The sequence below is a fragment of the Neobacillus niacini genome (assembly GCF_023715415.1).
GTDB lineage: Bacteria > Bacillota > Bacilli > Bacillales > Cytobacillaceae > Neobacillus > Neobacillus niacini_C.
On record NZ_JAMBOB010000002.1, the window covers coordinates 212,323 to 235,359 of the forward strand.

The following is a 23,037-nucleotide window of genomic DNA, read 5'->3' on the forward strand; positions in this document are numbered from 1 at the left end:
TCCTTTTGGCTTAGGGTGGTGGGTATGAATCGCTATTTTTTATATTTAGTAATATTAAATATGCTGACAAATGTTATCATTTTCGTACCCAATTTTCTTATTCAATATCGATACGATGGGGCAATAATGAGTATCCTAATCGCCACTATCAGCGGAATGATCTTAATGTACTTGGATAGCATCGTATTCGCAAGATTCCCAGGTAAGGGTCTACCTGAAATTATCGAAAATAGAATGAGAGTGCCATTTAAAATTATTTTGTTCGTGGGTTTTTCACTTTTTTGGTTTACAGCAGGACTAATAACGCTGCTTGGTTATATAGATATTCTCCATCGGTTTATCAATCCTGATTTGCCAAAGGTTTGGTTAATGGTTATTTTCCTGGCAGCTATTTGTTTTGTGATACAACTTTCTACCCAAAAGGTCGTCTACCTTCTTGAAATAATCTTACTCTTAAACGGCCCGTTGGTCATATTTATCTTCTTCAAAGCGATAACAAGTGATTACTTAAACTGGGATTCTATTTTTGAAATAGGTACGCATTTTTTTACACCGCCGAAACTAACACCTATTGTTGTGGCTAGTTATGTATTTTCTGGCTATACCAATATCATCATTTTTAACCGATTGTTTAAAGAGAAAATCAAAAGTATCAATTTCGCTTTGATCCTGGGTTTATCTATCTTGAATTTGTTTACTTCGTTCTTAGTTCCAATTGGGTTTCACGGTGCAGACGGTGCGCATGAATACATGTATCCGTGGATTATGACTTCAGATTCTATCCGCCTGGTATATAGTCCGATTGAACGTGCATTATTTATATTTCTCATGTTGTATATCAGCATCACCTTATTAAGTGTTTCTGTCCATTGGCATGTGGCTTTTGAGTTAATAAAAGGCTCTTATATAAAAAAACAAAGCAAAAAGAAAAATTGGCTGGTATTTGCTTGTTTTATTGGTTTTTCAATCTTGGCCGTACTTCGCATAGACTTACTAAAGCCGGAAATGGTTATAAAGTTTTGGTTAATCGCTCGATACTTTTTTGAAATCATCATTGTATTCTGTTTTTTCTTTTTCCTTAGGAGGCGGAAAGCTTGAAGCTCACTGGAAAGTGGTTTAGTGTCGGTGTTCTTTTTATCATAATTTCATTTTTACTAACTGGCTGCGGCTTTAAGGATATTGATAAACGGCTTTTCGTGGTAAGTATAGGAATTGATCCAGCAATAGATAGTTCGAAGAAATACCTTATCAGCCTGAAGTTTGCCATTCCAATAATAGAAGAGAAATCAAATGAATCCATGATCGTCTCAGAGGAAGCTGACACCATTTCCGAAGCAGTAAGAATGATTAAACCGAAAGTAGATAAAGAGATTGATTTTAGTCATGCAAAAGTTATTGTTTATAATCAAAAGATAGTACAAAAAGAGATTGAACCTAATCTTTATTATTGGTTTATTCGAAGGCGGGACATTCAGGAGGTTTCCTGGGTAGCAATAGGGAAGCCGTCCGCATTAGATGTCCTGAAATTAAAACCTAAATCCGAACGACTACCATCGAATTCACTGTTTCTTGCCCTTGGCAGAGATGGCCCAGAAACAGCCTATATTATACCTGAATTTCTTTTTGATTTTAAAAGAAGATTTAGTGAAAAGGGATTAGATCCTTACCTGCCTATTATTGAAGTAAACAAAAATGCATTTGAAATTAATAAGGTTGGGCTTTTAAATAAGAAACAACTGAAGCTAAGTTTAAAGCCTATGGAAACAATGGCATTAAATTTCTTATTAAATAACGAATCTAAAAGTGCTTTGGTAATCGATGATAAAGATAAAAGGTTAGTGATTGATACGAAAAGGGTAAAAACCAAATATAAAATTGTTCCAGATAATCAAAAACAGCCGTATATCAAATTTGATATAACAATAAACGGACGAATAGAAGAAGCAGATTTTTCAGTGAATAATGCGGATATCCCGGAATATGAAAAATTAGCTAGAAAAGTAACACAGGAAAACGTTTATCAGTTTTTAGTGAAGATGCAAAAAGCCAATGTTGATCCGATTGGTTTTGGGCTGCGTTATCGTGCCAGGCATTTTGAAAAAGATGATTGGAAAACATGGCAGCAGTTATATCCTTCAATTAAGTTTAAAGTAAATGTTGATGTGCAAATTGAGGATACAGGATTAGTGGAATAAAAAAGGCACTCCGATGGGGAATGCCTAAAGTTTATTATACAGTTTGTTCTGATTTTTTTCTCATTGACTGAGGGATATAAACACAGAAAGGTTCGCTTTCCATATAGTCCCCAGTTACAGCATAGGTTCTTGAACGGGAACCGCCACAGATTTTGTTAAATTCGCAGACTCCGCATTTGCCTTTATAGTTATCTGGCTGTCTTAGGTCTTTAAATACTTTTGATTCACGGTAAATTTCGGCTAATGGCGTTTCACGGATATTACCACCAACGATAGGAAGCAAGCCGCTTGGCATTACATCCCCTATATGGTTAACAAATGCAAAGCCATTTCCATCATTTACACCCTTTGGTGCACGTTTTAATCCATCGTGCATCGAAGCAAAATCAGTGGTGATCGAGTCTTCGTAGCGAATATCACCTTTTTCTATAACATGATCACGTGCTTTTTCTTGTAAAACAACACGACGGTAATGCTGAGCAGCAGTTGTTTTAATATCATAAGGAGCTGTCTTACTTAACTGATACAACCAACGAAATACCTTTTCATGTTCGGCTGGAGTAATACATGCATCCATTTGACCTCGTCCTGTTGGAACTAGTAAGAAGATGTACCACATGACGGCACCAAGCTCTTCAACCAGTTTAGACATTTGTTCAAGATGGTCGTAATTGTAACGGGAGATAACTGTATTGATTTGCAAAGGCATTCCCAATTCGTTTAAATACTTAATCTTTTCAATCGTCAAATCGAAGGAACCTGGCACTCCACGGAATTTGTCGTGAATTTCTGCTGTCGGTGCGTCAAGACTCAAGCCCCAGCGTGAAAGACCAACCTCCTTAGCACGTTGCATTTTTTCCTTTGTAACATTCGGAGTTGCGCTAGGCGTCATTGAAACCCTCATGCCTTTCTTAACTGCATAATCTGCAAGCTCAAAAAGGTCTTCACGCATCATACAATCTCCGCCTGAGAAAACAAGCATCGGATTATCCATTTCATAAATTTGATCAATTAAGTTAATACCTTCTTCGTGTGTCAATTCACGAGGGTCTGGAGCCAGCTGTGCATCCGCACGGCAGTGTACACATTTTAGTTGGCATGCGCGTGTTACTTCCCAAATGACAATAAACGGGTTAACGTCATAATCAATTTTTTTCATTCCATGTGGATGTCCTTTACTTATTCCTTGCATACTTATCACCAAGATTCATAATATTTTTTTAACCAATTAAAAACCATAAAAAATGTTTCTATAGGTTTATTATAAATTTGTCCTTTGGTTGTGCATGAAAGGATTGTTACAATATTTCATAAGGTTTGTTACAAATTTTCTACAATCCTATTTTCAAAAAAATACCAAACTACTACTATCGGTTGTTTTTTTACTAGATAAAGTGAATAGAAATCCTTGATGTATAAGGGTTGGAAGTATTTTCAAAGGTTTGTTACTAGAGGGCTTTCATTCCCACGTTAGGGAAATCCTTCCTGAATACCCAAATGTTAAGGATGTAAACAAATAGGCGTTCTCCTTTATGATGTATGTACTACGATAGAAGGAGACCTACAATGAAAAAACATTTACTGACAGTCGCGGCAGCTGCCGGCATATTGTTTACCTCTTTTGGTGGATCTGTAAGTGCACATGAAAATGTCTATACTGTAAAATCTGGTGATACCCTTTGGAGAATCTCGCAAAATAATAATATATCCGTTACAAATATTAAAGTTTGGAATAATCTTTCTAGCGATAGCATCTATGTAAATCAAACACTATCATTAGTAGCACCTCATTCTCATGAAACTCAATCAGTAACCACTTACACCGTCCAAAAAGGGGATACATTATGGGGGATTTCTTCTCGGTATAAGTTAACCGTAGCCCAGCTTAAATCTCTTAATAACATAAGCAATGATACTATTTATGTTGGACAAGTTCTAAAGGTTTCTGGTGAGGCTTCAGCTCCAGCCCCGGCGCCAATTTCTACTGTTTCAAAAGCGCAAATGGTAATAACAGAAGCCAAGAAATATATCGGCACACCTTACCTATGGGGTGGAAATACTCCGGCCGGGTTCGATTGCAGCGGCTTCTCAAAATACGTTTTTGAAAAAGTAGGAATCTCTCTTCCGAGAACAGCAGCAACTCAATTTTCAGGCTTAAAAACTGTTAGTAGCCCAAGCCCTGGTGACCTAGTTTTCTTTTCAACTTATGCACCTGGTCCTAGTCATTTAGGGATTTATATTGGAGATAACAAATTCATTCATGCCGGTACGTCAACAGGTGTAACCATCACTGATATGAATAATCCTTATTGGAAACCTAGATATCTAGGTGCAAGAACAGCATTTTAATAGAACGAAAACAACCTTTATCAAACGATAAAGGTCTTTTTTTGTTCAAAAGATCTGAATATTTATGGTTTATGTAAGGGGCATTTACCTTTATACTTAACTATGAAGAGAAATTAGATTAGGAGAAGTCGATGGTTAAAAGAATCCTAAGCATATCATTATTATTGGTTGTCATTGCAATTGGCTTTTTTCAAAAAGATGAACTGCTTGCATTAATTAAGGCAGGCGGAGTAGTTTCAATTTTCATAAGCATGCTGTTTGTTTCCATATGTGTCTTTTTTCCTGTCATCCCATTTCCAGTTTTAGCTGGTGTTATCGGAGGTGTATTTGGAACGACCCAAGGTGTAATGGTTTCTTTGATAGGAGCCATGGCTGGGACGATGGGTTTCTTCTTTTTAAGCAGGTACGGTTTCCGGGATTATGCACAATCTAAGTTAATGAAATATCCTAAAATCCAGGAATACGAGGATTTTCTTTATCGAAATTCCTTTGTCGCAATCTTAACCTGCCGACTGATTCCAATCATCCCAGCACCTGTGGTCAACATCATTTGTGGTTTAAGTAACGTGAATTGGCTTATATTTTTTACTGCATCAACCATAGGGAAGATACCAAACATATTGATTTTATCCTATGCAGGTGCTTCTTTTAGCAGTAACAAGCTGTTTTCTTTTGGTTTATACGGCGGCTATATTCTCATTCTAGTCCTAATAAATTTCGTGATCATGTATCGTAAAATGGCAAAGGAAACTGTGGACTAAACAATGTATTTTACTGGAGAATCCTTTTCTTCGATTGTAATAACTTCATTAAAGAAGCTTTTTAATATAAACCATCGAGCCGGGTAGGTATTCATAAAGTCTTCCATTACTAAAGGAGAGTATTGGATTAGACAATCAAGATAGTTTCTATGTTTTTTAAGATCATGTAATAGTGCATGTGGAATGGTGTAGTAATCATAAATTTGATACGGATTTAATTTTACGACTTCGATTTTATGTTGTTGAATGAATGATAATATAGATTGTTCTTGAAGTTTAAAGCTTTCTTCCTTCGAAAGCCCGTTTATACTTATCCGATCATTAATAAAGTAGATTCCTTTCATACCATGACACCTCTTTCTACTAGTGTTTTGGTATTGTTATTGACAGGTGTGGAAGGAAGTATACTTCAGTAATAACAAGATAGTAGTTTATTCCTAATATATGGAAGGTGATGAAACATGGCTAGTTGGGAAAAGGATGGTTTTACGATTAGTACGGATAAGCAATATCTTGATACAAATGTCATTCACCATTTTTTGTGTGTTGATTCTTACTGGGCCAAAGGGATTACAATGGAAAAAGTAAAGAAATCAATTGAGAAATCCTCGATTTGTTTCGGTATGTACGAAGGAAATCCTGCAATAGGGGAAGCGAAGCAAATCGGTTTTGTCCGAGCAGTAACAGATTTTATAAGATTCGCTTGGATTATGGATGTATTTGTCCTTCCGGAATACAGAGGCAGAGGCTTATCGAAATGGATGATAGAGACGATGGTAGCGGAATCGGAATTAAAAGAAGTTCGGAAAATGATGTTATGTACGTATGACGCACATGGTTTATATGAACAATATGGTTTTCAAACACTCGATGACCCTGAAATTTTTATGCAAAGAAAAATATAGTATATTGTTAAACAGGCTGTCTGCTAATGAGTAGACAGCCAGTATTATTATGTTGGGAGAGACAAAATGATTAGTGCTGCAATACATGGATTTATCTTAGCATTTGGACTTATTCTGCCTTTAGGTGTACAAAATGTTTTTGTATTTAATCAAGGAGCCTTACAGCCTAAATGGAAAAACGCATTACCTGTGGTCTTAACAGCTGCACTCTGTGACACACTCTTAATTTCATTGGCTGTATTAGGTATTTCTGCTGTTGTGTTAGAAATCAGTTTTCTAAAACTTGCTTTGAGTGTGATTGGAATTGGCTTTTTGCTTTATATGGGCTATGTGACATGGAAAAGTAAACATAGTACAGAGGGGAATAGTGTTCAATTATTTTCAAGTCGGAAACAAATTACCTTTGCCGCATCTGTTTCCTTGTTAAATCCACATGCCATAATGGATACCATTGGTGTAATCGGAACAAGTTCATTAACGTACACAGGAGTTGAAAAAACAGTCTTTACGATTGTATGTATTTTCGTTTCTTGGATTTGGTTTTTTGGATTATCCATTGTTGGCAGATTGGCAGGAAGACTTGATCAAAGTGGAAAATTCATTAACACGTTAAACAAAATATCTGCTGTAATCATGTGGGGAACGGCGGTGTACCTAGTGTATTCCTTATAAAAAATTTACCCGGCAAATTGCCGGGTATGGGAAAAAATCTATAAAATAAAAGGGGGGAGGATCGGTTCGGTTACTGAACCTATATTTATCTTAACGAAAAAATATGAACAAACTATGAATGAATAATTAATAGATTGGTAAATCTGTGGAGGGGAAAGAAGTGAAGGATTTCCATTGTTGTGCCACCTGCAGACATTTTAAAGCTGAAAGAAAATCAGATTCAATGATCTATTACTGCAGTCGTTTAGGATTTGAAACCAAAACTAATTATAAATTTAACTGCTGGACTCCAAAAAAGAGCATAATAGATTTAATGGATAAATTGAAGAAGAGTTAAAAAAGGAGTTTTGCGAAATGGCAAACACACATGTATTTTCACGGAAAGAGGAAGTTGCCAATTCAATCACGCATGGGATCGGTGCGATTCTTAGTATTGCGGCTTTGGTCATATTGATTGTTTTTTCGACCCTATACGGAACGGCATGGCATGTTGTTAGTTTTACGATTTATGGTGCCTCGATGTTCATTTTGTATATGTCATCAACATTGGTACATAGTTTTCCAGAAGGGAAAGCGAAAGACCTATTTGAAATCTTTGACCATTCCTCTATCTACTTATATATAGCAGGAACCTATACTCCATTCCTGCTCGTTGTCATTAGAGGTCCACTGGGCTGGTCCTTATTCGGAGTAGTATGGGGACTGGCGATTGCTGGTACAGTTTTTAAATGTTTTTTTACAAAAAAATATTTATTTACCTCGACAATTCTCTATGTGGTGATGGGGTGGATGATGGTTTTTGCATGGAAACCCTTAGCAGCTAAGCTCCCTTCTGAAGGGATGACCTATTTAATGATTGGCGGCCTCCTCTACACATTTGGAGCGATTTTTTATGTATGGCGCGGATTTCGATATCATCACGCAGTCTGGCATCTATTTGTCATTGCAGCTACAGTGCTTCACTTTTTCTGCGTATTGTTTTATGTATTGCCAATAAAATAGTGGATTCAAAAAGGCGTCTGGTTAAAAAGTACCAGACGCCTTTTTCTAATTAATTGTTTTTCATTGAAAAGTAGGTGTCCATTACTCTTCGCCCGATAAGAAAGTTTGCTCCATTATCGGTGGATCCTTGGTAGGCCCAAGGGACAATCACAGCCATTGCCACTTCAGGATTGGTGCTCGGTGCATATGTGACTAAGCTTAAGTTCATTACCGGAGGTGGCTCCTTACCGAAATTAGCACGTAATGGACCATCGTAAAATGCCTCCGCTGTACCAGTTTTCCCTGCAGGAGAGTAGGAGACGCCGGTAAACCGTCTAAATGCTGTTCCCCCTTGCTCCTGGAAAACTTTCTTGAAGCCTAATTGGACACGATCCATCCATGCAGGTTCAGCATCGATTGTATTGAGGACAGTCGGTTTAATTTCTTGAAAAACAGGGCCAATTTCGTCAGTATTATTATCAATAGGCTCACGTATTTCCTTAACAATATGTGGTTTCATCCTTTTTCCCCCGTTTGCAATGGTTGAAATATATTGCGCTAACTGCATAGGAGAATAGGTGTCATATTGTCCAATAACTAAGTCCATTATATGTCCAGGGAGTCGGCTTGGTCCCTTTAGTCCACTTGATTCATTAGGCAAATCAATACCTGTTCTAGAACCAAGACCAAAGCTTGCAAAAGAATTTCGGATAATTTCAACCGTATTTGGAGCAAGGCTTAAAGGCTGCTCAAATTGGTAATTTCCTTTACCAATTCTTATGGCAGTATGGAACATATAAACGTTTGACGATAATTTTAACGCATCGACATCATTCAGCGTTCCTAAATAGGAATAGGACTTTTTCAGGGGAGTGTCCTTGATTTTAATTCCCGTGTCATCAATACGAGTTCCTGGTTTAATTACACCTGTTTTAAAACCAGTTAAAACCGTAGCACCTTTTACAGCAGAACCTACATTATATGTAGTGGTAATGGTACCTAATGCGTCGTCCTGCATTTCTAATTGTCCAGTCTCAGGATTTTTCACGATTCTTTTTCCTGCCATTGTTAAAACGGCTCCATTATTCGGATCCATTAACACGACATAGGCGCGATCCAAAAGTGCGGTATTAGGCGTTTTTTTCAAACCCCAAAGTTCTTCTTCAATGATTTTTTCTACAGCCTGTTGTAAATCCATATCAACCGTAAGGACGAGGTCCTTTCCTCTTTTTCCATCTGAAACTACTTCGGTTTCAATAACATTACCCTGCTTATCTGTTATCGTTTTAACCTTTGATTTGTATCCGTGGAGCACATCTTCGTATTGCAGTTCGAGCTGGCTTTTTCCTACTCTGTCATTGCGGTTGTACCCTAATGATAAGAAATGATCTAATCGGTCTGCAGGCAGACCTTCCTCGGTTTTCGTTACGTTCCCAAGGATAGATTTTATTGTTTGATCAAAGGCATAGGACCTATCCCAATCTGTTGTAGTGTCAACTCCTGGGAGGGATTGTAAACTCTCACTCACAATCGCAAATTCCTCAGGTGTGACATCTTCATTTTTGACAATCTGCGGGGTGAATTTATAACCGCTCGAAAATTCAAGATAAATAGACCAGATTTCTAGCTCATCGGGTGTTAAAGTACTTATTTCTTCCTCGGTGATTCGCTCAATCTTTAATTTATATAAATCATTATCTTTTAATTTTTTTGCCTTAAATAAATCTAATTCTTTTTTGGTGATTTTTGCATCCGCTTTCTCCGGATTTTTGAGTATCCAAAGATCCTTTTTTTCTCTTTGTGTCATCTTCTCAAAATTCTTAACAATCAATTTTGCTAATTTTTCAGCTGTTTCTAACATCTCTTCCTGGCTGGCACCCATGTTTGTGTATGTAATTGCACGCTTTGGAACATTGTCAACAATGACTCGGTATTTACTGTCAAACATTTTTCCCCGGGGTACAGGGTTATTAATCGTAATATCTTCTTTTCTTTCCAATTCACGTTTGAAGTTTTCCCCGTACACAATTTGAACAAAGCCCAGGCGCAAAATTAGGATGGAAAATAACAAAAATACACTGAAAAATAGCAGATTGAGGCGTATTGGAAAATGAGATTTCTTCTTTTTCTTTTTCTCCAAATTTTTTCACATCCTTGATACTTTTTTGTTTAGTATGTCCTCGAAAGAGAATTGGTAATTATTTATTATTTTACGTTTATATTTGAAGAAATGTAAAGGATTTCCTACCAGTAATATCCGTTCTGACGTTAATGGCCAATAGCTATATTTTGGTATTGACGAATTGTTGGTTCTATCATATAGTAAGAGTAATAAAATATTTCCTTTTAAAGGGGAGTAGCTGGACAATAAAGTCGTCATTCCGAGAAAGTAACTTTCTCCGGCTTTATTGGCAACGTGACGTTGTTAGCAAGACCTTTACTGCACAAACGGTAAAGGTCTTTTTGTATTTTTATGGCCTTTACCGGGGTAAATGCGAATTTCGCTTTTACCTAGGGTAAAGGCTTTTTTATTGCAGCAAAGGGATATTTTAGAAAAAAACTTACTTTTTAGGAGGACTTATTTATGGACTTTTCTCTTTTGCTGGAGTATGGATGGGTATTGTTGGTGTTAGTGGCACTGGAAGGTTTATTAGCAGCAGACAACGCCTTGGTGCTTGCCATCATGGTAAAGCATTTACCTGAAGATGAACGAAAGAAAGCTTTATTTTATGGATTAGCTGGTGCGTTTGTGTTCCGATTCCTTTCTCTATTTATCATTTCTTTCCTTGTGGATGTATGGCAGGTTCAAGCAATTGGAGCCCTTTATTTGTTATTTATGGCGATTAATCATATTGTCCGAAAAGTGGCGATTAAAGGAAAATCGAATAGTAACCAAGAAGAGAAGCCAGTTAAGAAAAGTGGATTTTGGACAACGGTTTTTAAGGTTGAATTAGCGGATATTGCTTTTGCAGTGGACTCTATTTTAGCCGCTGTGGCACTTGCAGTCGTACTTCCTGACACGCCACTTCCTAATATCGGGGGTCTTGATGGAGGAAAGTTCTTAGTTATTTTTGCTGGTGGGATTATTGGTCTAGTGATTATGCGTTTTGCTGCTAATCAATTTGTTAAGTTGTTAGAAAGAAGACCTGGATTAGAAATTGCTGCATTCGGTATTGTTGGCTGGGTAGGAGTAAAGCTTGCCGTTTACACACTTTCACATCCATCGCTTGCCGTATTAAGTGAAGAATTCGCCCATTCAACAGAATGGAAACTAACGTTTTACGCAGTGTTAGTGGGTATCGCTGCAGCAGGTTGGTTCCTATCTAAGGATCAAGTTGTTGAAAAGGCGAAATTAGATACAAAAGCCTCATAAATTATTGTCAAAAAAGGAAAACTAAATAATAGAAAGATTTGAAAGGAAGCTGCATTCAATCGATTGCAGCTTCCTTTCGGTAAAAAAAGCTGATTATGGGAATGAATAAAGGTATACATACATTTATTATGGAGGTGTAAGCCTTACACCATGTAAGGTCAGCGATTGACAATCATAAATCTTCTCTTAATTGCACTACTAATCGCATTAACCGGATTTTTTGTTGCGACCGAATTTGCTATCGTGAAAGTAAGAGGGTCCAGAATTGAACAATTAATTGCAGAAGGCAAAAAGGGGGCAGAAGCAGCTAAACATGTAACTACCCACTTAGATGAATATTTATCAGCCTGCCAGCTTGGAATAACCGTTACAGCTTTAGGTCTCGGCTGGCTGGGAGAGCCTACGGTTGAGAGCTTATTGTTTCCATTATTTAAGCGGCTTGAATTAAATGAGGCAGTATCGCATATTTTATCGTTTGGTTTGGCATTCGCTTCTGTAACGTTCTTACACGTCGTCATTGGAGAGTTAGCTCCAAAAACAGTAGCTATTCAAAGAGCAGAACAAATTACTCTTGCTACATCAAAACCATTAATTTGGTTTTATAAAATTATGTATCCATTCATTTGGGTCTTAAATAATTCTGCTAGAGTACTTGTAGGCTGGTTTGGATTCAAAAATGTTTCTGAAAATGAATTAGGACTTTCGGAGGAAGAATTACGAATACTGTTGTCAGAAAGCTATGAAAGTGGAGAAATTAACAAAAGCGAACTAGAGTACGTGAACAATATTTTTGAGTTTGATGAAAGAATTGCAAAAGAAATCATGGTTCCAAGGACAGAAATGGTTACCTTGAATATGAATGATAGTGTTGAAACGGTTAGGGAAGTCATAAAGAGAGAGAAATATACCCGTTACCCTGTTGTAGTTGATGGGGATAAGGATAATATATTAGGACTTATTAATATAAAAGAAATTTTAACAGAAGAGATTAAAAAAGAGGAAATTCTAAAGAATACTACCTTACAACCAATGTTAAAACCAGTTATCCGCGTCATCGAATCGATTCCCATTCATGACTTGCTGGTGAAAATGCAAAAGGAACGTTCCCACATGGCGATTTTGCTGGATGAATATGGGGGGACTTCTGGTTTGGTGACCGTTGAGGACATTTTAGAGGAAATAGTCGGCGAAATACGTGATGAATACGATACAGATGAAGTCGCTGAAATTCGGAAACTAGGTCCAGATCATTATTGTTTCAATGCAAAAGTATTGGTCAATGAAGTGAATGATCTTCTAGGGACTAATTTATCGGATGATGAAATGGATACGATAGGCGGATGGTTTCTAACCCGGAATTTTGATGCTAAAAAGGGTGACGAGATTGAAGAGGATGGGGTTATCTTCACAGTAAAGGAAATTGAGGGACATCATATTTTATTAATAGAAGCGAAGAAGGTTTTTACGGAAGAAGAAAAAACCTAAACAAGCAATTCCACCTAAATGGGGAATTGCTTGTTTTTCTATGTCAAGAAAAGTGAGTTGATTTCGCAAAAAAAGTTTGACAATTTTGTGAACACGGTGAATAATTAATATATAGAAAGGGGATACGTTGTTATGAAAAGTAGAGAGAAATTCCTGACTGCTGTGACGTATGTTGGCCTAACGGTTCTAACCATTGGAATATTGGCTTTTCTAGTCGGGGCATTTGTAACCGGTTACAATATTTTGATTCCAATTGGAATTGGGACATCCGTTGGGGCGGTGTTTATTTTTCTAATTGGTGTATTTTTAGTCGTTACAGAGGAAATGTTAGAAAAATCATATACAGGGACGAAAGTAGTTCCAATTAAATCAAAAAAAGGAGCACCTATTCAATAATAGGTACTCCTTTTTCAATTACATATCCCATATCATGGCTAGTAACGTTCCAAACACTGTTACTAGTGCTATGATCAAACCGTAAAATACATTTGTGTAAATAGCACCTTTATCCTTGGTCTCTCCGGCATGCATAAAAACAACTAATTGGAGTCCTGCCTGTATAAATGCTGTTACAAGAAGGATTGTCATTCCTGCTGTAAATGACATGTCTAAGAAATATACCGTAAGTGCTACGGTTGTAAGGAGTAAGGAGAATACAAAACCAAGTACTTGTTTCGCCGGAAATAGTTGGCTCATATTACATCATTCCTTTCAAATAGATGAAGCTGAAGATAAAAATCCAAACGACATCTAGGAAATGCCAATAAAGCGAGAAGATAAATGCTTTATTGGTTGTTTGTGGTGTTAAACCACGTTTTTTAATCTGCAGAATAATGAACAATCCCCAGAAAAAGCCAAGTGTAACGTGTACCCCATGTGTTCCGAGTGTTGTTAACAGAGCAGCTGTAAATGCGCTGGTTTGAATCCCAGCACCTTCATGTACATAGGTAACAAATTCGAAAATCTCCACTCCTAAAAAGGCAAGACCGAGCAGAAGTGTGATGGAGAAGAAGGTGATCATCGCTTTTTGTTTCCCGATGCGCATTGCATGAATCCCAAGTCCAACAGTGAAACTACTAGTTAATAAAAGGATTGTTTCAAATAGAACGGGCGTAATTTGGAAAATCTCTGCTCCAGTTGGTCCGCTTCCAGTTCGATTCTCTAAAGTGAAATAGGTGGCGAAAAGGGTAGCGAAAAGCATAATTTCGGCACCAAGGAAAATCCAAAATCCTAAGATTTTTAAACTGTTTTCTTCGGTACTATATTCTAATGGAAGCGAGTTATCTATTTTCATTTTTTAAGCACCTCGCAAATTTGTTTCTGTTTCTTCAATTTCTTTAACAGAGATATAACGGCCATGGTCTTGTTCAAATGACCTTAATGCCATACATCCGAAAATTCCTAGAGTAGTAACGATAACAGGAATCCACAAGCTGAAAATAAAGGAGAATCCCCAAACAAAGAAGATACAGCTCATAATGAATGGGATACCGCTATTATTTGGCATATGAATTTTCTCATAGTCACCTTTAAATAGGACATGACCATTTTTCTTCGCATCCCATAATGCCTCATTTGACTCTACATCTGGTAAAATAGCAAAATTATATTCTGGTACAGGTGTATGTGTAGACCACTCTAGTGTACGTGCATCCCAAGGGTCATTACTGATATCTCTTGATTCATATCGAGTACTAAAGTAGATATTGTAGACGATTAGCACAAAACCAATGGCCATAATTGCTGCCCCAACAAACGAGATCATATTCATTAAGCCGAATCCTGCAGCTTCAGAGTATGTGTACATCCGGCGTGCCTGGCCATCTAAACCTGATGCATACATAGGCATGAAGGCTAAGATGAAGCCGATTGATAGCAGCCATACGGTTCTTTTTCCAATTTTCTCATTTAACATAAAACCAAACATTTTTGGCCAGTAATAATGCAAGCCTGCCAGCATCGCATAGACGACACCAGGAATAATAACATTATGGAAATGAGCAACTAAGAACATCGTATTGTGATATTGATAGTCTGCTGCAGACATCGCCAGCATTACACCTGTAACTCCGCCAAGTGTAAATAACGGAATGAAATGCATGCTGTAAAGCATTGGCGTAGTAAAAACGATTTTTCCTTTTCTCAGCGTAAGAAGCCAGTTAAATATTTTAACTCCAGTCGGAACGGCTATCGCCATGGTTGTAATCGAGAAGATACTATTTGTTAAAGCACCTTGACCCATCGTAAAGAAATGATGCGCCCAAACTAAGAATGATAGAAGTGAGATAATAACCATCGAACCTACCATAGATTTATAGCCATATAGGTTCCTGCGTGCAAAGGTTGAGATAATCTCACTATAAATACCAAACGCTGGCAGGATTAAGATATACACTTCAGGATGTCCCCAAACCCAGAAAATGTTGGCCCATAGCATATCCATACCGCCATTATCCATTGTAAAGAAATGTGTTCCAAATTGGCGATCCAACGTTCCCATAGCTAGTAACACAGCTAAAACTGGGAATGCGAAAACGATGATAACGTTCGCGATTAAAGCAGACCAAGTAAACATTGGCATTTTCATTAATGTCATACCAGGTGCTCTCATTTTGAGAATCGTTGTAATAAAATTAATACCTGTCATTAATGTACCAATACCTGCAATTTGAATTGCAATCATATAATAATTGGTACCGACAGATTCACTAAATTCATTACCTGCAAGCGGAAAGTATGATGTCCAGCCTGCGTCAGGTGAGCCGCCGACAACAAATGAAATGTTGAATAACATTGCACCCATAAAGAATAACCAGAAGCTTAAGGCATTCAAACGAGGGAATGCCACGTCACGTGCTCCAATTTGTAGTGGAACAACAAAGTTCATAAAGAACATGATGAATGGCATTGCCATAAAGAGGATCATAACGATCCCGTGAGTCGTGAAAATTTCATTATAATGTTGTGCGTCAAGCAGCGTGTTATCTGGTACTGCAAGCTGAGCACGCATCATGATTGCGTCAACCCCGCCTCGGAATAACATAAGAAGGGCAGAAAGCAGATACATGATACCAATTCGTTTGTGGTCAACCGTTGTTAACCATTCGCGCCATAGGTAGCCCCATTTTTTAAAATAAGTTAACCCAGCAATAACTGCGATAATGGTAAGGCCAATCGCTGCCATTGAGGCATAAATCGCAATACTTGGATGTGGAACGGCAAATCGATCAAAGAAATCCATTTATTATATCTCCTTTCAACGGAAGATTACTTTTTTATATTAATGACTCATACCTTCATGTCCGGTATTGGAATCTGTGTGAGATTCTGTTTCATGTGTTTCTGTTGATTCTTCGGTATGATTATGACCTGTTGGCGGCGGCGAAAACTCTAGGTGAGTCCCAGTGTATGTTTGTCGCCCAAGATGTCCTGGTTCTAATAATTCTTCGAATTTTTCCTCAGTAATCGGCTTAGCCGTTTCTTTTACTTCTTTAACCCAGTCATCAAAATCATCTTGAGACATGGCGGTTACATCGAAGGTATTTTCAGCAAACCCTTTACCAGAGAAGTTAGCATTTCGTCCCATGAATTCTCCAGGGACATCTGCAGCTAAGTGTAAGGTGGTAACCATGTCAGCCATTGCATACTTTTGCCCGCCTAACTGCGGAATCCAGAAACTTGTAATAGGTCCGTGTGAATAAAGTCTAAATTCAAGTGCCCGGTTTGTTGGGATATATAAGTAGTTAACTGTTTCAATTCCTTCTTCTGGATAACTAAAGTGCCATTTCCAGTTTGAGGACGAGGCATAAACCACTAATGGCTTTGTATCTTCATATCCCTTCGGTTTTGCCTCAACAATATAGTTACTTTGAACGGATACGAAAGATAGAAAAGCAACGATTAATACCGGAATACCTACCATAATGACCTCAACCCAAAGGTTTCCTTCTATATGAGGCGGTTCATAATCTGGTTTTTGTTTAGAAGCTCGATATTTTACTAACATGTAGACGAGCAATGCAAATACGACTATGACAATAATAGCCATTAATCCTATCGATAATAGGATGTCACTTGCCTGTCTTTCTGCTTGAGGTCCTTTAGGATCCAGGACTAGTAATGGCTCACATCCAGATAATACGGTGATGATTGTCAAAAACACTGAAAATAAAGCCACTTTAATACCCTTTTTGTGCATGTTTTTTAACTCCTCTCATTGATTATCATTGTGGTTGCTCGTGAATTCATTCACAAACTAAGATGAGATTTATCTAAAATAATTACTACCTAATAATAATTACGTAATTAGTGTGATTCTCCCGTACCACAATATTAACAACATTGGTGTGATGTTTATATACGTTTTTCAAATAATTTGTGACAAATTTGTTAAGGTTTTAATTTCCTTAATTAGATTTCTAGTGGGAATCTCTTCAGACTAAGGGAGAATAATTGTCTAATCTTAGATATTAATGGGATAATGTAAATGAATACATAGGAATAGGAGAGACACATTATGAAAGTCAAAATCAATCGCCATGCAGCGAAAGCATTGAAGAAAATGTTGGAAGGACCAGAAGCGGAAGGGAAGATGTTCCGTGTGTATGTAACGAATATGCACGGTGACCATGCCCATTATGATTTAATGCTAGATACACCAACAGAGCATGATGAAGTGGTTAAAACAGATAAGGACATTGATCTAATCCTGGATCCTCGAGACGAATATCTAGATGGAGTATGGATCCAGCTATTCCATGTTCCGAAAGAGGAATGGCTGATTACCAATCCATCAAAAGGCGGTCATCATCACCATCATTAATTAAAGCGAATATAGATGATTTCCACCTGAGATTATCTCAGGTGGTTTTTTTGATTGTAATTTTCAAAATATTTTCATATAATCCAATTACTTAACTACAAAGGAGATCTGCGATGATTCGACGTTTCTTTTCTTATTACAAACCGCATAAGAAGCTTTTTATTCTTGATTTTAGCAGCGCAGTTGTTGTTGCGGTGTTAGAACTAGCCTTTCCATTGGCAGTATCTTGGTTTATTGATGAATTGCTGCCGGGAGGAGATTGGCAAACCATTGTGACAGTTAGTATCGCGCTATTAACTGTTTATGTACTGAGTACCTTCTTGCAGTTTGTTGTGAATTATTGGGGTCATAAACTTGGGATTAATATTGAAACAGATATGAGGCAAGAACTCTTTGAGCATGTTCAGAAACAGTCTTTCCGCTTTTTTGACAATACAAAGACAGGACATATTATGAGCAGGATTACCAATGACCTTTTTGATCTCGGTGAACTTGCACACCATGGACCAGAAGATGTTTTCATTGCAGTGATGACTTTTATTGGTGCATTCTGGATTATGTTGACTATAAATGTGAAACTAGCACTTGTTGCAGTTTTGATTCTCCCATTGTTAGCATTATTAGTGGTAGTTTGTAATTTAAAGATGAATAAAGCTTGGAGTCATATGTACACGAGCATTGCGGATGTGAATGCGAGAGTGGAAGATAGTGTATCAGGAAGTCGAGTGGTTCAATCATTTACAAATGAAGATTTTGAGATTGCAAGATTTCGAAAAAATAATCATAAATATCGAAATGCAAAACTAGTAGGATATCGCGTGATGTCCTTCAGTTTATCTGGTATTTATATGATGACCAGGTTAATCACCATTATTGTACTTGTTTATGGAGCATGGCTTAGCTTTACAGGGCAGCTTTCATATGGGGAGCTCGTCGGATTTGTCCTTTACGTAAATGTTCTTTTTAAACCAATTGATAAAATTAGTGCAATTATGGAATTGTATCCGAAAGGAATGGCTGGATTTAAACGTTTTATGGAAATAATTGACTCTGAGCCAGAAGTAAAGGATACGGATGATGCCATCGAAATGGCTTCACTTAACGGTGATATTGTCTTTAAAGATGTTTCCTTTAGTTATGACCAGCAAAAATCAGTACTTGAAGGCATAGAACTAAACATTCATGCTGGTGAGACCATTGCGTTTGTTGGACCATCGGGAGCAGGTAAAACAACAATTTGTTCATTGATCCCTAGGTTTTATGACGTGAGCAAAGGCAGTATTATGATTGATGGATTCGATATTCGTAATCTGACAAAAAAATCACTGCGTTCTCAAATCGGAATTGTTCAACAAGATGTCTTTTTGTTTACGGGAACGATTCGAGAAAATATCGCCTATGGAAAGAGGAATGCTACAGATGAGGAAATATTTGAGGCTGCAAAACGAGCTCATCTTGAGAAATTTATTCTATCACTGCCTGATGGTTATGAAACGGAAATTGGTGAAAGAGGATTAAAGCTATCCGGAGGACAAAAGCAAAGGTTAGCAATCGCAAGAATGTTTTTGAAAAATCCACCTATATTAATTTTGGATGAAGCAACTTCTGCACTCGATACTGAAACTGAAATGGTCATCCAAGAAGCCTTAAACGAACTTGCAAAAAACCGAACAACTCTGATTATTGCTCATAGACTTGCAACTATTCGGAATGCTGATCGTATTATTGTCGTGACGGAAGAGGGAATTGCCGAAGAAGGCGGTCATGACGAGTTAATTGAACAAGGCGGTATTTTTGCAAATCTTCATCATGTCCAATACCAGCAATAACTTTTTCGGAAAAATCTCTACGAAGTCCGTGGGGATTTTTCCTATTTTGAGGATTGAATAATTTGGTTACCCTATAAAGGTAGGGTCAAAAGGAGTGGATTTACTAATGCAGAATTTCAAAAGTGATAACGAGATTAAACTAATTGCACTTGATATGGATGGAACACTGCTAAATGATGAACACGAAATTTCAGAGGCAAACCGACAGGCGATTTCAGATGCACAGGAAAAAGGTATTCATGTAGTCCTTAGTACTGGCCGATCTCTAAGGAAATGCGAAAAACATGCGGATTCACTTGCGTTGTCCTCCTATCTAGTAACAGTAAACGGCAGTGAAATTTGGGATGATAAACGAGGTTTAGTGGAGAGAAATCTTTTGAGGACAGAGTCCATTCAATGGATGTTAGAGCTTACTCAAAAGCATAAGATAAGATTTTGGGCGATTAATACCAACCGAAACTGGTTTGATGAAATGCCGGAAGATATTCATGCAGAGGAATGGTTGAAATTTGGGTTTAACATAAAAGATGAACCTACAAGGGATAAAATTCTTAAAGAGCTGCAAACAAGAGGAGAATTTGAATTAAGTAATTCGACTCCAACAAATATAGAAGTAAACCCAGTTGGGATTAATAAGGCAAAAGGGCTGGCTTTAGTCTGTGAGCGCCTTGGAATACATATGAAAAACGTTATGGCCGTGGGTGATAGTCTGAATGATTTAGCAATGATTGAAGAGGCTGGGCTAGGTATTGCAATGGGCAATGCTCAGGATATAGTTAAACAAGCAGCATCTTGGGTCACTACTACCAATAATGAAGATGGTGTCGCGGTGGCAATCCGTAAATGGGTACTTTAGTACTATCATTTGCGGACAAATAAACATTATACTCAGGTAGAAATTTTTATTTTTAATGAATTAAAATAGACTCTTTTGAGAAATACTTATAACCAAGAGAATATTGTTTAAAAACAATTTCTCTTGGTTATAATAATCGGGCAAGACTATATTGCAATTTCATGTAATTGTTACATGCTAGGAGGAGCTACAAAGATGGAACATGGTAAAGTAAAATGGTTTAACGGTGAAAAAGGCTTTGGATTTATTGAGCGTGACGGAGGAGACGACGTATTCGTTCATTTCTCTGCAATTCAAGGCGAAGGCTACAAAACGTTAGATGAAGGTCAAGAAGTAACGTTTGAAATCGAAAATGGGCAACGTGGTCCACAAGCGGTTAACGTTCGTAAAGCATAATTAACCTTCTAAATCAAAAACAGACTCTAATTATGAGTCTGTTTTTTTATTGTTGAAAGGCGATGAGTGCTCGAGTACGGCGAAAAGGGCTCACTCATCCTAAAAGAGAATCCCAATAAAATAAAAAAACCTCTACAAAAAGGTAGAGGTTAATATGTGATAAGTAAAATGGTTATTTATAGTATGGGGTTAATATAGAAAATTCATACCTAAGGGCAGTCCCTATAACCCTTTAGGTGACTTTGAATTCAATATTTCCTGCACTCTGCCAACCTGTCCATCCGTTAACCTCACTTTAATCCCATGGGGATGAGAGCTGGAATTTGTTAAAATATCCTTCACGAAACCCCTCGTTAGTTTTCCGGTTCTTTGATCGGCCTTAAGTACAATAGTAACCTCGGTACCAGCATTGATGTCTTTTCTACTTTGTCCGTTCATTAAACACCCATTTTTCTACGAGTATTACTTACTTTTTTTGTTTGCTGACTTTTCATCTTTTGGCTATTTTGAAGACCGCCTTGGGCGTTATTCGCTGCTGCAGCTTTGTTTTTTTTATTGGCTAGCTGCTGCTTCATTGCTTCCTGCAAACTCATTTTCTTTTTTGGTTCTTCATTTTGATTTGTTTGATTGTTTTCTGACATAAGGAAATCCTCCTGAAAAATATGTACTAAGATACTAACAGTATAATCTATTTTTAATGAAATTAACAAATTTATTAAAAAGGATAAAGTCACGGAATATTCACTTTCTTAAATTGATTTGCTTTTTAATGACAATAGCGAAAATATCTTTAAGGCTGTTCATTTTGACAGTCTTTTTGTTATTTTCTGATAAATTATTAAAATGTCGTAAATTTCGACACCTTTTTTAACATCCTCATATTAAACTAGTGCATAGGAGAAAAGGGAGATAGACATAAATGGATAACAAAACAGCTATTGTAACCGGTACATCAAGCGGATTTGGATTAAGTACTTCAGTAGAGTTGGCACGAATGGGATTTACTGTGATTGCTGCTATGAGAAACTGCAATAAAAGCAGTGAGCTTCTGCTGCAGGCAAGGAAGCATCGAATTGAATCGAATATTATCATTCATGAATTAGATGTTACAAATGGAGAGTCAATCAAAGCCTTTCAAACATGGATAAACGAGGAGTTTGGAAGAGTTGACGTATTGATTAATAATGCTGGATATGCTGGTGCGGGGTTTGTGGAAGAAGTATCGATGGAGGAATATCGAAAACAATTTGAAACAAATGTATTTGGAGTTTTCGCCGTTACCAAGGCCTTTTTGCCGTTAATGAGGATGCAAAAACAGGGTTGTATAATCAATATTAGCTCTATTAGTGGTAAAGTAGCTTTTCCTGGTCTTTCACCCTACGTTGCCTCTAAGCACGCCATCGAGGGCTGGAGTGAGAGTCTCCGCTTAGAAATGCTGCCATTTGGTGTGAAGGTGGTATTGATTGAACCTGGATCCTACAAAACCAATATCTGGTCAACCGGTAAACAGGTTGCAGAAGAATCATTGCAGTCCCACTCACCCTATCAGGATTATATGCAAAGTATTGAAAAATATATTGCAGATGGGGAAAACAGCTTTGGCGACCCAGAGGATGTGGCAAAGAAAATAGCTGAGATTGCAACAATGGAAAACCCGGAAATTAGGTACCCAATTGGCCGTGGTGTAAAAGCTACTATCTTTTTGAAAAATCTATTACCAGGGAGATTGTGGGAAAAAATAATCCTAAGTAAATTATTTGTAAAATAGAGCAGCTTTGCTTGAAAGTATAAAAATTGTTGTTGTTTAATGGAAGGAATTTCAGGGGGAAAGTGAGAATAAAAGATATATAAGCAACAAAAGAGGAGTGATAGGTTTGGAGATTCAAGTATTAGAAAAAGAAGAAATAAAGGTAATTGGAATTTCTGGAAGTGGCACTTATTCTCAAATGGACAATATACCAGAATTATTTAATGAAATGAAAGTACGATTAGAAGAGGTACCCAATCAAACCAATGATGCAATCGTAATTGCACCCTTTCATAGCAGAGAAACAGAATTCACCTACTATGTAACGACACCAGTCGAAAAGGTAGAAAATGTCCCCGATGGAATGGTCGGATTTACCATTCCCCGCAAAAATTATGTGTATTCCTCCTATAAAGGAAGTCTTGAAGAAATAGAAAGTAAATACCGGCAAATGTTAGTATGGATGAAAGAGTATGGGTATGAGTTAGACAATCATGCCTTGAGCTTAAAGGTTTTTAAAGAAAATGAATTTGATAGCAAAGGTAGCATGCATTTCGAACTTTATCTGCCTGTGAAAAGCTATAAGGATACTTACTAAAGACTTGTATTTGGGAGAAGATTTTATCTTCTCTTTCTTTTTTTAGCATTTCTTACTAATATTATGTA

The 23,037-nt window shown here is 37.3% G+C and carries 25 protein-coding genes; 16 read left to right on the forward strand and 9 right to left on the reverse strand.

All coding sequences use genetic code 11. The features are described from left to right. Window positions 1-24: 24 nt before the first annotated feature. Both M3189_RS04385 and M3189_RS04390 read left to right on the forward strand, forming a co-directional pair. Window positions 25-1,098, forward strand: coding sequence for a GerAB/ArcD/ProY family transporter (locus M3189_RS04385; protein WP_251632467.1), 1,074 nt, complete (start codon window positions 25-27; stop codon window positions 1,096-1,098). After that, on the forward strand, window positions 1,095-2,195 hold the full coding sequence (locus M3189_RS04390) for a Ger(x)C family spore germination protein (RefSeq protein ID WP_251632469.1): 1,101 nt from the start codon (window positions 1,095-1,097) through the stop codon (window positions 2,193-2,195). Before M3189_RS04385 ends, M3189_RS04390 begins: the two co-directional genes overlap by 4 nt. A 34-nt stretch (window positions 2,196-2,229) precedes the next feature. Here M3189_RS04390 and M3189_RS04395 read toward each other — a convergent pair whose 3' ends face one another. Next, complete coding sequence (locus tag M3189_RS04395) at window positions 2,230-3,387, reverse strand: TIGR04053 family radical SAM/SPASM domain-containing protein (protein WP_251632471.1); 1,158 nt, start codon at window positions 3,385-3,387, stop codon at window positions 2,230-2,232. Between the two features lie 374 nt (window positions 3,388-3,761). Between M3189_RS04395 and M3189_RS04400 the strand changes: the two genes are divergently transcribed. Then, window positions 3,762-4,544, forward strand: a complete 783-nt coding sequence (locus M3189_RS04400; protein WP_251632473.1) for a C40 family peptidase — start codon at window positions 3,762-3,764, stop codon at window positions 4,542-4,544. Window positions 4,545-4,675: 131 nt separating this feature from the next. Next, window positions 4,676-5,305 (forward strand): TVP38/TMEM64 family protein, encoded by a 630-nt coding sequence (locus tag M3189_RS04405; protein ID WP_251632475.1) that lies wholly within the window; start codon window positions 4,676-4,678, stop codon window positions 5,303-5,305. On the opposite strand, the gene M3189_RS04410 is transcribed toward M3189_RS04405, so the two are convergent. Continuing rightward, window positions 5,302-5,649: a hypothetical protein gene (locus tag M3189_RS04410; protein WP_251632477.1), complete on the reverse strand. Its 348-nt coding sequence runs from the start codon at window positions 5,647-5,649 to the stop codon at window positions 5,302-5,304. The genes M3189_RS04405 and M3189_RS04410 overlap by 4 nt on opposite strands. 117 nt (window positions 5,650-5,766) lie before the next feature. Between M3189_RS04410 and M3189_RS04415 the strand changes: the two genes are divergently transcribed. The 3 genes from M3189_RS04415 (at window position 5,767) to trhA (ending at window position 7,884) form a co-directional block, all read left to right on the forward strand. Further along, window positions 5,767-6,210 (forward strand): GNAT family N-acetyltransferase, encoded by a 444-nt coding sequence (locus M3189_RS04415; RefSeq protein WP_251632479.1) that lies wholly within the window; start codon window positions 5,767-5,769, stop codon window positions 6,208-6,210. Between the two features lie 66 nt (window positions 6,211-6,276). Next, on the forward strand, window positions 6,277-6,882 hold the full coding sequence (locus tag M3189_RS04420; protein ID WP_251632481.1) for a LysE/ArgO family amino acid transporter: 606 nt from the start codon (window positions 6,277-6,279) through the stop codon (window positions 6,880-6,882). A gap of 354 nt (window positions 6,883-7,236) precedes the next feature. After that, a complete protein-coding gene (gene trhA / locus M3189_RS04425) occupies window positions 7,237-7,884 on the forward strand; it encodes a PAQR family membrane homeostasis protein TrhA (RefSeq protein WP_251632483.1) in 648 nt (215 codons plus the stop codon). 49 nt (window positions 7,885-7,933) lie between these two features. On the opposite strand, the gene M3189_RS04430 is transcribed toward trhA, so the two are convergent. Continuing rightward, on the reverse strand, window positions 7,934-10,003 hold the full coding sequence (locus M3189_RS04430; protein WP_251632485.1) for a peptidoglycan D,D-transpeptidase FtsI family protein: 2,070 nt from the start codon (window positions 10,001-10,003) through the stop codon (window positions 7,934-7,936). Between the two features lie 444 nt (window positions 10,004-10,447). On the opposite strand from M3189_RS04430, the gene M3189_RS04435 reads away from it, so the two are divergent. The 3 genes from M3189_RS04435 (at window position 10,448) to M3189_RS04445 (ending at window position 13,117) form a co-directional block, all read left to right on the forward strand. Continuing rightward, complete coding sequence (locus M3189_RS04435) at window positions 10,448-11,236, forward strand: TerC family protein (protein ID WP_251632487.1); 789 nt, start codon at window positions 10,448-10,450, stop codon at window positions 11,234-11,236. 165 nt (window positions 11,237-11,401) lie between these two features. Then, window positions 11,402-12,721: a hemolysin family protein gene (locus M3189_RS04440; protein ID WP_251632489.1), complete on the forward strand. Its 1,320-nt coding sequence runs from the start codon at window positions 11,402-11,404 to the stop codon at window positions 12,719-12,721. A gap of 132 nt (window positions 12,722-12,853) precedes the next feature. Next, on the forward strand, window positions 12,854-13,117 hold the full coding sequence (locus M3189_RS04445; RefSeq protein WP_251632491.1) for a DUF4407 domain-containing protein: 264 nt from the start codon (window positions 12,854-12,856) through the stop codon (window positions 13,115-13,117). A gap of 18 nt (window positions 13,118-13,135) precedes the next feature. On the opposite strand, the gene qoxD is transcribed toward M3189_RS04445, so the two are convergent. From qoxD to qoxA, 4 genes are read right to left on the reverse strand one after another with little or no spacing between them, the layout of a single operon-like run. After that, the gene (qoxD, locus tag M3189_RS04450) at window positions 13,136-13,417 is read right to left on the reverse strand and encodes a cytochrome aa3 quinol oxidase subunit IV (RefSeq protein WP_251632493.1); all 282 of its coding nucleotides are present in this window, start codon (window positions 13,415-13,417) and stop codon (window positions 13,136-13,138) included. A 1-nt stretch (window position 13,418) separates the two neighbouring features. After that, window positions 13,419-14,015 carry a cytochrome aa3 quinol oxidase subunit III gene (qoxC, locus tag M3189_RS04455; RefSeq protein ID WP_251632495.1) on the reverse strand — a complete coding sequence of 199 codons (597 nt, stop codon included), beginning with the start codon at window positions 14,013-14,015 and terminating at the stop codon, window positions 13,419-13,421. A gap of 3 nt (window positions 14,016-14,018) precedes the next feature. After that, the gene (qoxB, locus tag M3189_RS04460; RefSeq protein WP_251632508.1) at window positions 14,019-15,962 is read right to left on the reverse strand and encodes a cytochrome aa3 quinol oxidase subunit I; all 1,944 of its coding nucleotides are present in this window, start codon (window positions 15,960-15,962) and stop codon (window positions 14,019-14,021) included. A 39-nt stretch (window positions 15,963-16,001) separates the two neighbouring features. Further along, window positions 16,002-16,919, reverse strand: coding sequence for a cytochrome aa3 quinol oxidase subunit II (qoxA, locus tag M3189_RS04465; protein ID WP_251632517.1), 918 nt, complete (start codon window positions 16,917-16,919; stop codon window positions 16,002-16,004). A gap of 318 nt (window positions 16,920-17,237) precedes the next feature. Between qoxA and M3189_RS04470 the strand changes: the two genes are divergently transcribed. The 4 genes from M3189_RS04470 to M3189_RS04485 all read left to right on the forward strand — a co-directional run bounded on the left by M3189_RS04470 (window position 17,238) and on the right by M3189_RS04485 (window position 20,624). Further along, window positions 17,238-17,543: an iron-sulfur cluster assembly accessory protein gene (locus tag M3189_RS04470; protein ID WP_251632519.1), complete on the forward strand. Its 306-nt coding sequence runs from the start codon at window positions 17,238-17,240 to the stop codon at window positions 17,541-17,543. Window positions 17,544-17,656: 113 nt separating this feature from the next. Beyond that, window positions 17,657-19,372, forward strand: coding sequence for an ABC transporter ATP-binding protein (locus M3189_RS04475; protein WP_251632521.1), 1,716 nt, complete (start codon window positions 17,657-17,659; stop codon window positions 19,370-19,372). 106 nt (window positions 19,373-19,478) lie between these two features. Next, a complete protein-coding gene (locus M3189_RS04480) occupies window positions 19,479-20,228 on the forward strand; it encodes a Cof-type HAD-IIB family hydrolase (RefSeq protein ID WP_251632522.1) in 750 nt (249 codons plus the stop codon). A 195-nt stretch (window positions 20,229-20,423) separates the two neighbouring features. After that, the gene (locus M3189_RS04485) at window positions 20,424-20,624 is read left to right on the forward strand and encodes a cold-shock protein (RefSeq protein ID WP_045515670.1); all 201 of its coding nucleotides are present in this window, start codon (window positions 20,424-20,426) and stop codon (window positions 20,622-20,624) included. A gap of 222 nt (window positions 20,625-20,846) precedes the next feature. On the opposite strand, the gene M3189_RS04490 is transcribed toward M3189_RS04485, so the two are convergent. Both M3189_RS04490 and M3189_RS04495 read right to left on the reverse strand, forming a co-directional pair. Next, window positions 20,847-21,062 carry a YwbE family protein gene (locus tag M3189_RS04490; protein WP_251632524.1) on the reverse strand — a complete coding sequence of 72 codons (216 nt, stop codon included), beginning with the start codon at window positions 21,060-21,062 and terminating at the stop codon, window positions 20,847-20,849. Continuing rightward, a complete protein-coding gene (locus M3189_RS04495; RefSeq protein ID WP_251632526.1) occupies window positions 21,062-21,265 on the reverse strand; it encodes a hypothetical protein in 204 nt (67 codons plus the stop codon). Before M3189_RS04495 ends, M3189_RS04490 begins: the two co-directional genes overlap by 1 nt. 278 nt (window positions 21,266-21,543) lie before the next feature. On the opposite strand from M3189_RS04495, the gene M3189_RS04500 reads away from it, so the two are divergent. Beyond that, window positions 21,544-22,392 (forward strand): oxidoreductase, encoded by an 849-nt coding sequence (locus tag M3189_RS04500; protein WP_251632528.1) that lies wholly within the window; start codon window positions 21,544-21,546, stop codon window positions 22,390-22,392. A 106-nt stretch (window positions 22,393-22,498) separates the two neighbouring features. Then, on the forward strand, window positions 22,499-22,969 hold the full coding sequence (locus M3189_RS04505) for a GyrI-like domain-containing protein (protein ID WP_251632537.1): 471 nt from the start codon (window positions 22,499-22,501) through the stop codon (window positions 22,967-22,969). Window positions 22,970-23,037 lie beyond the last annotated feature (68 nt).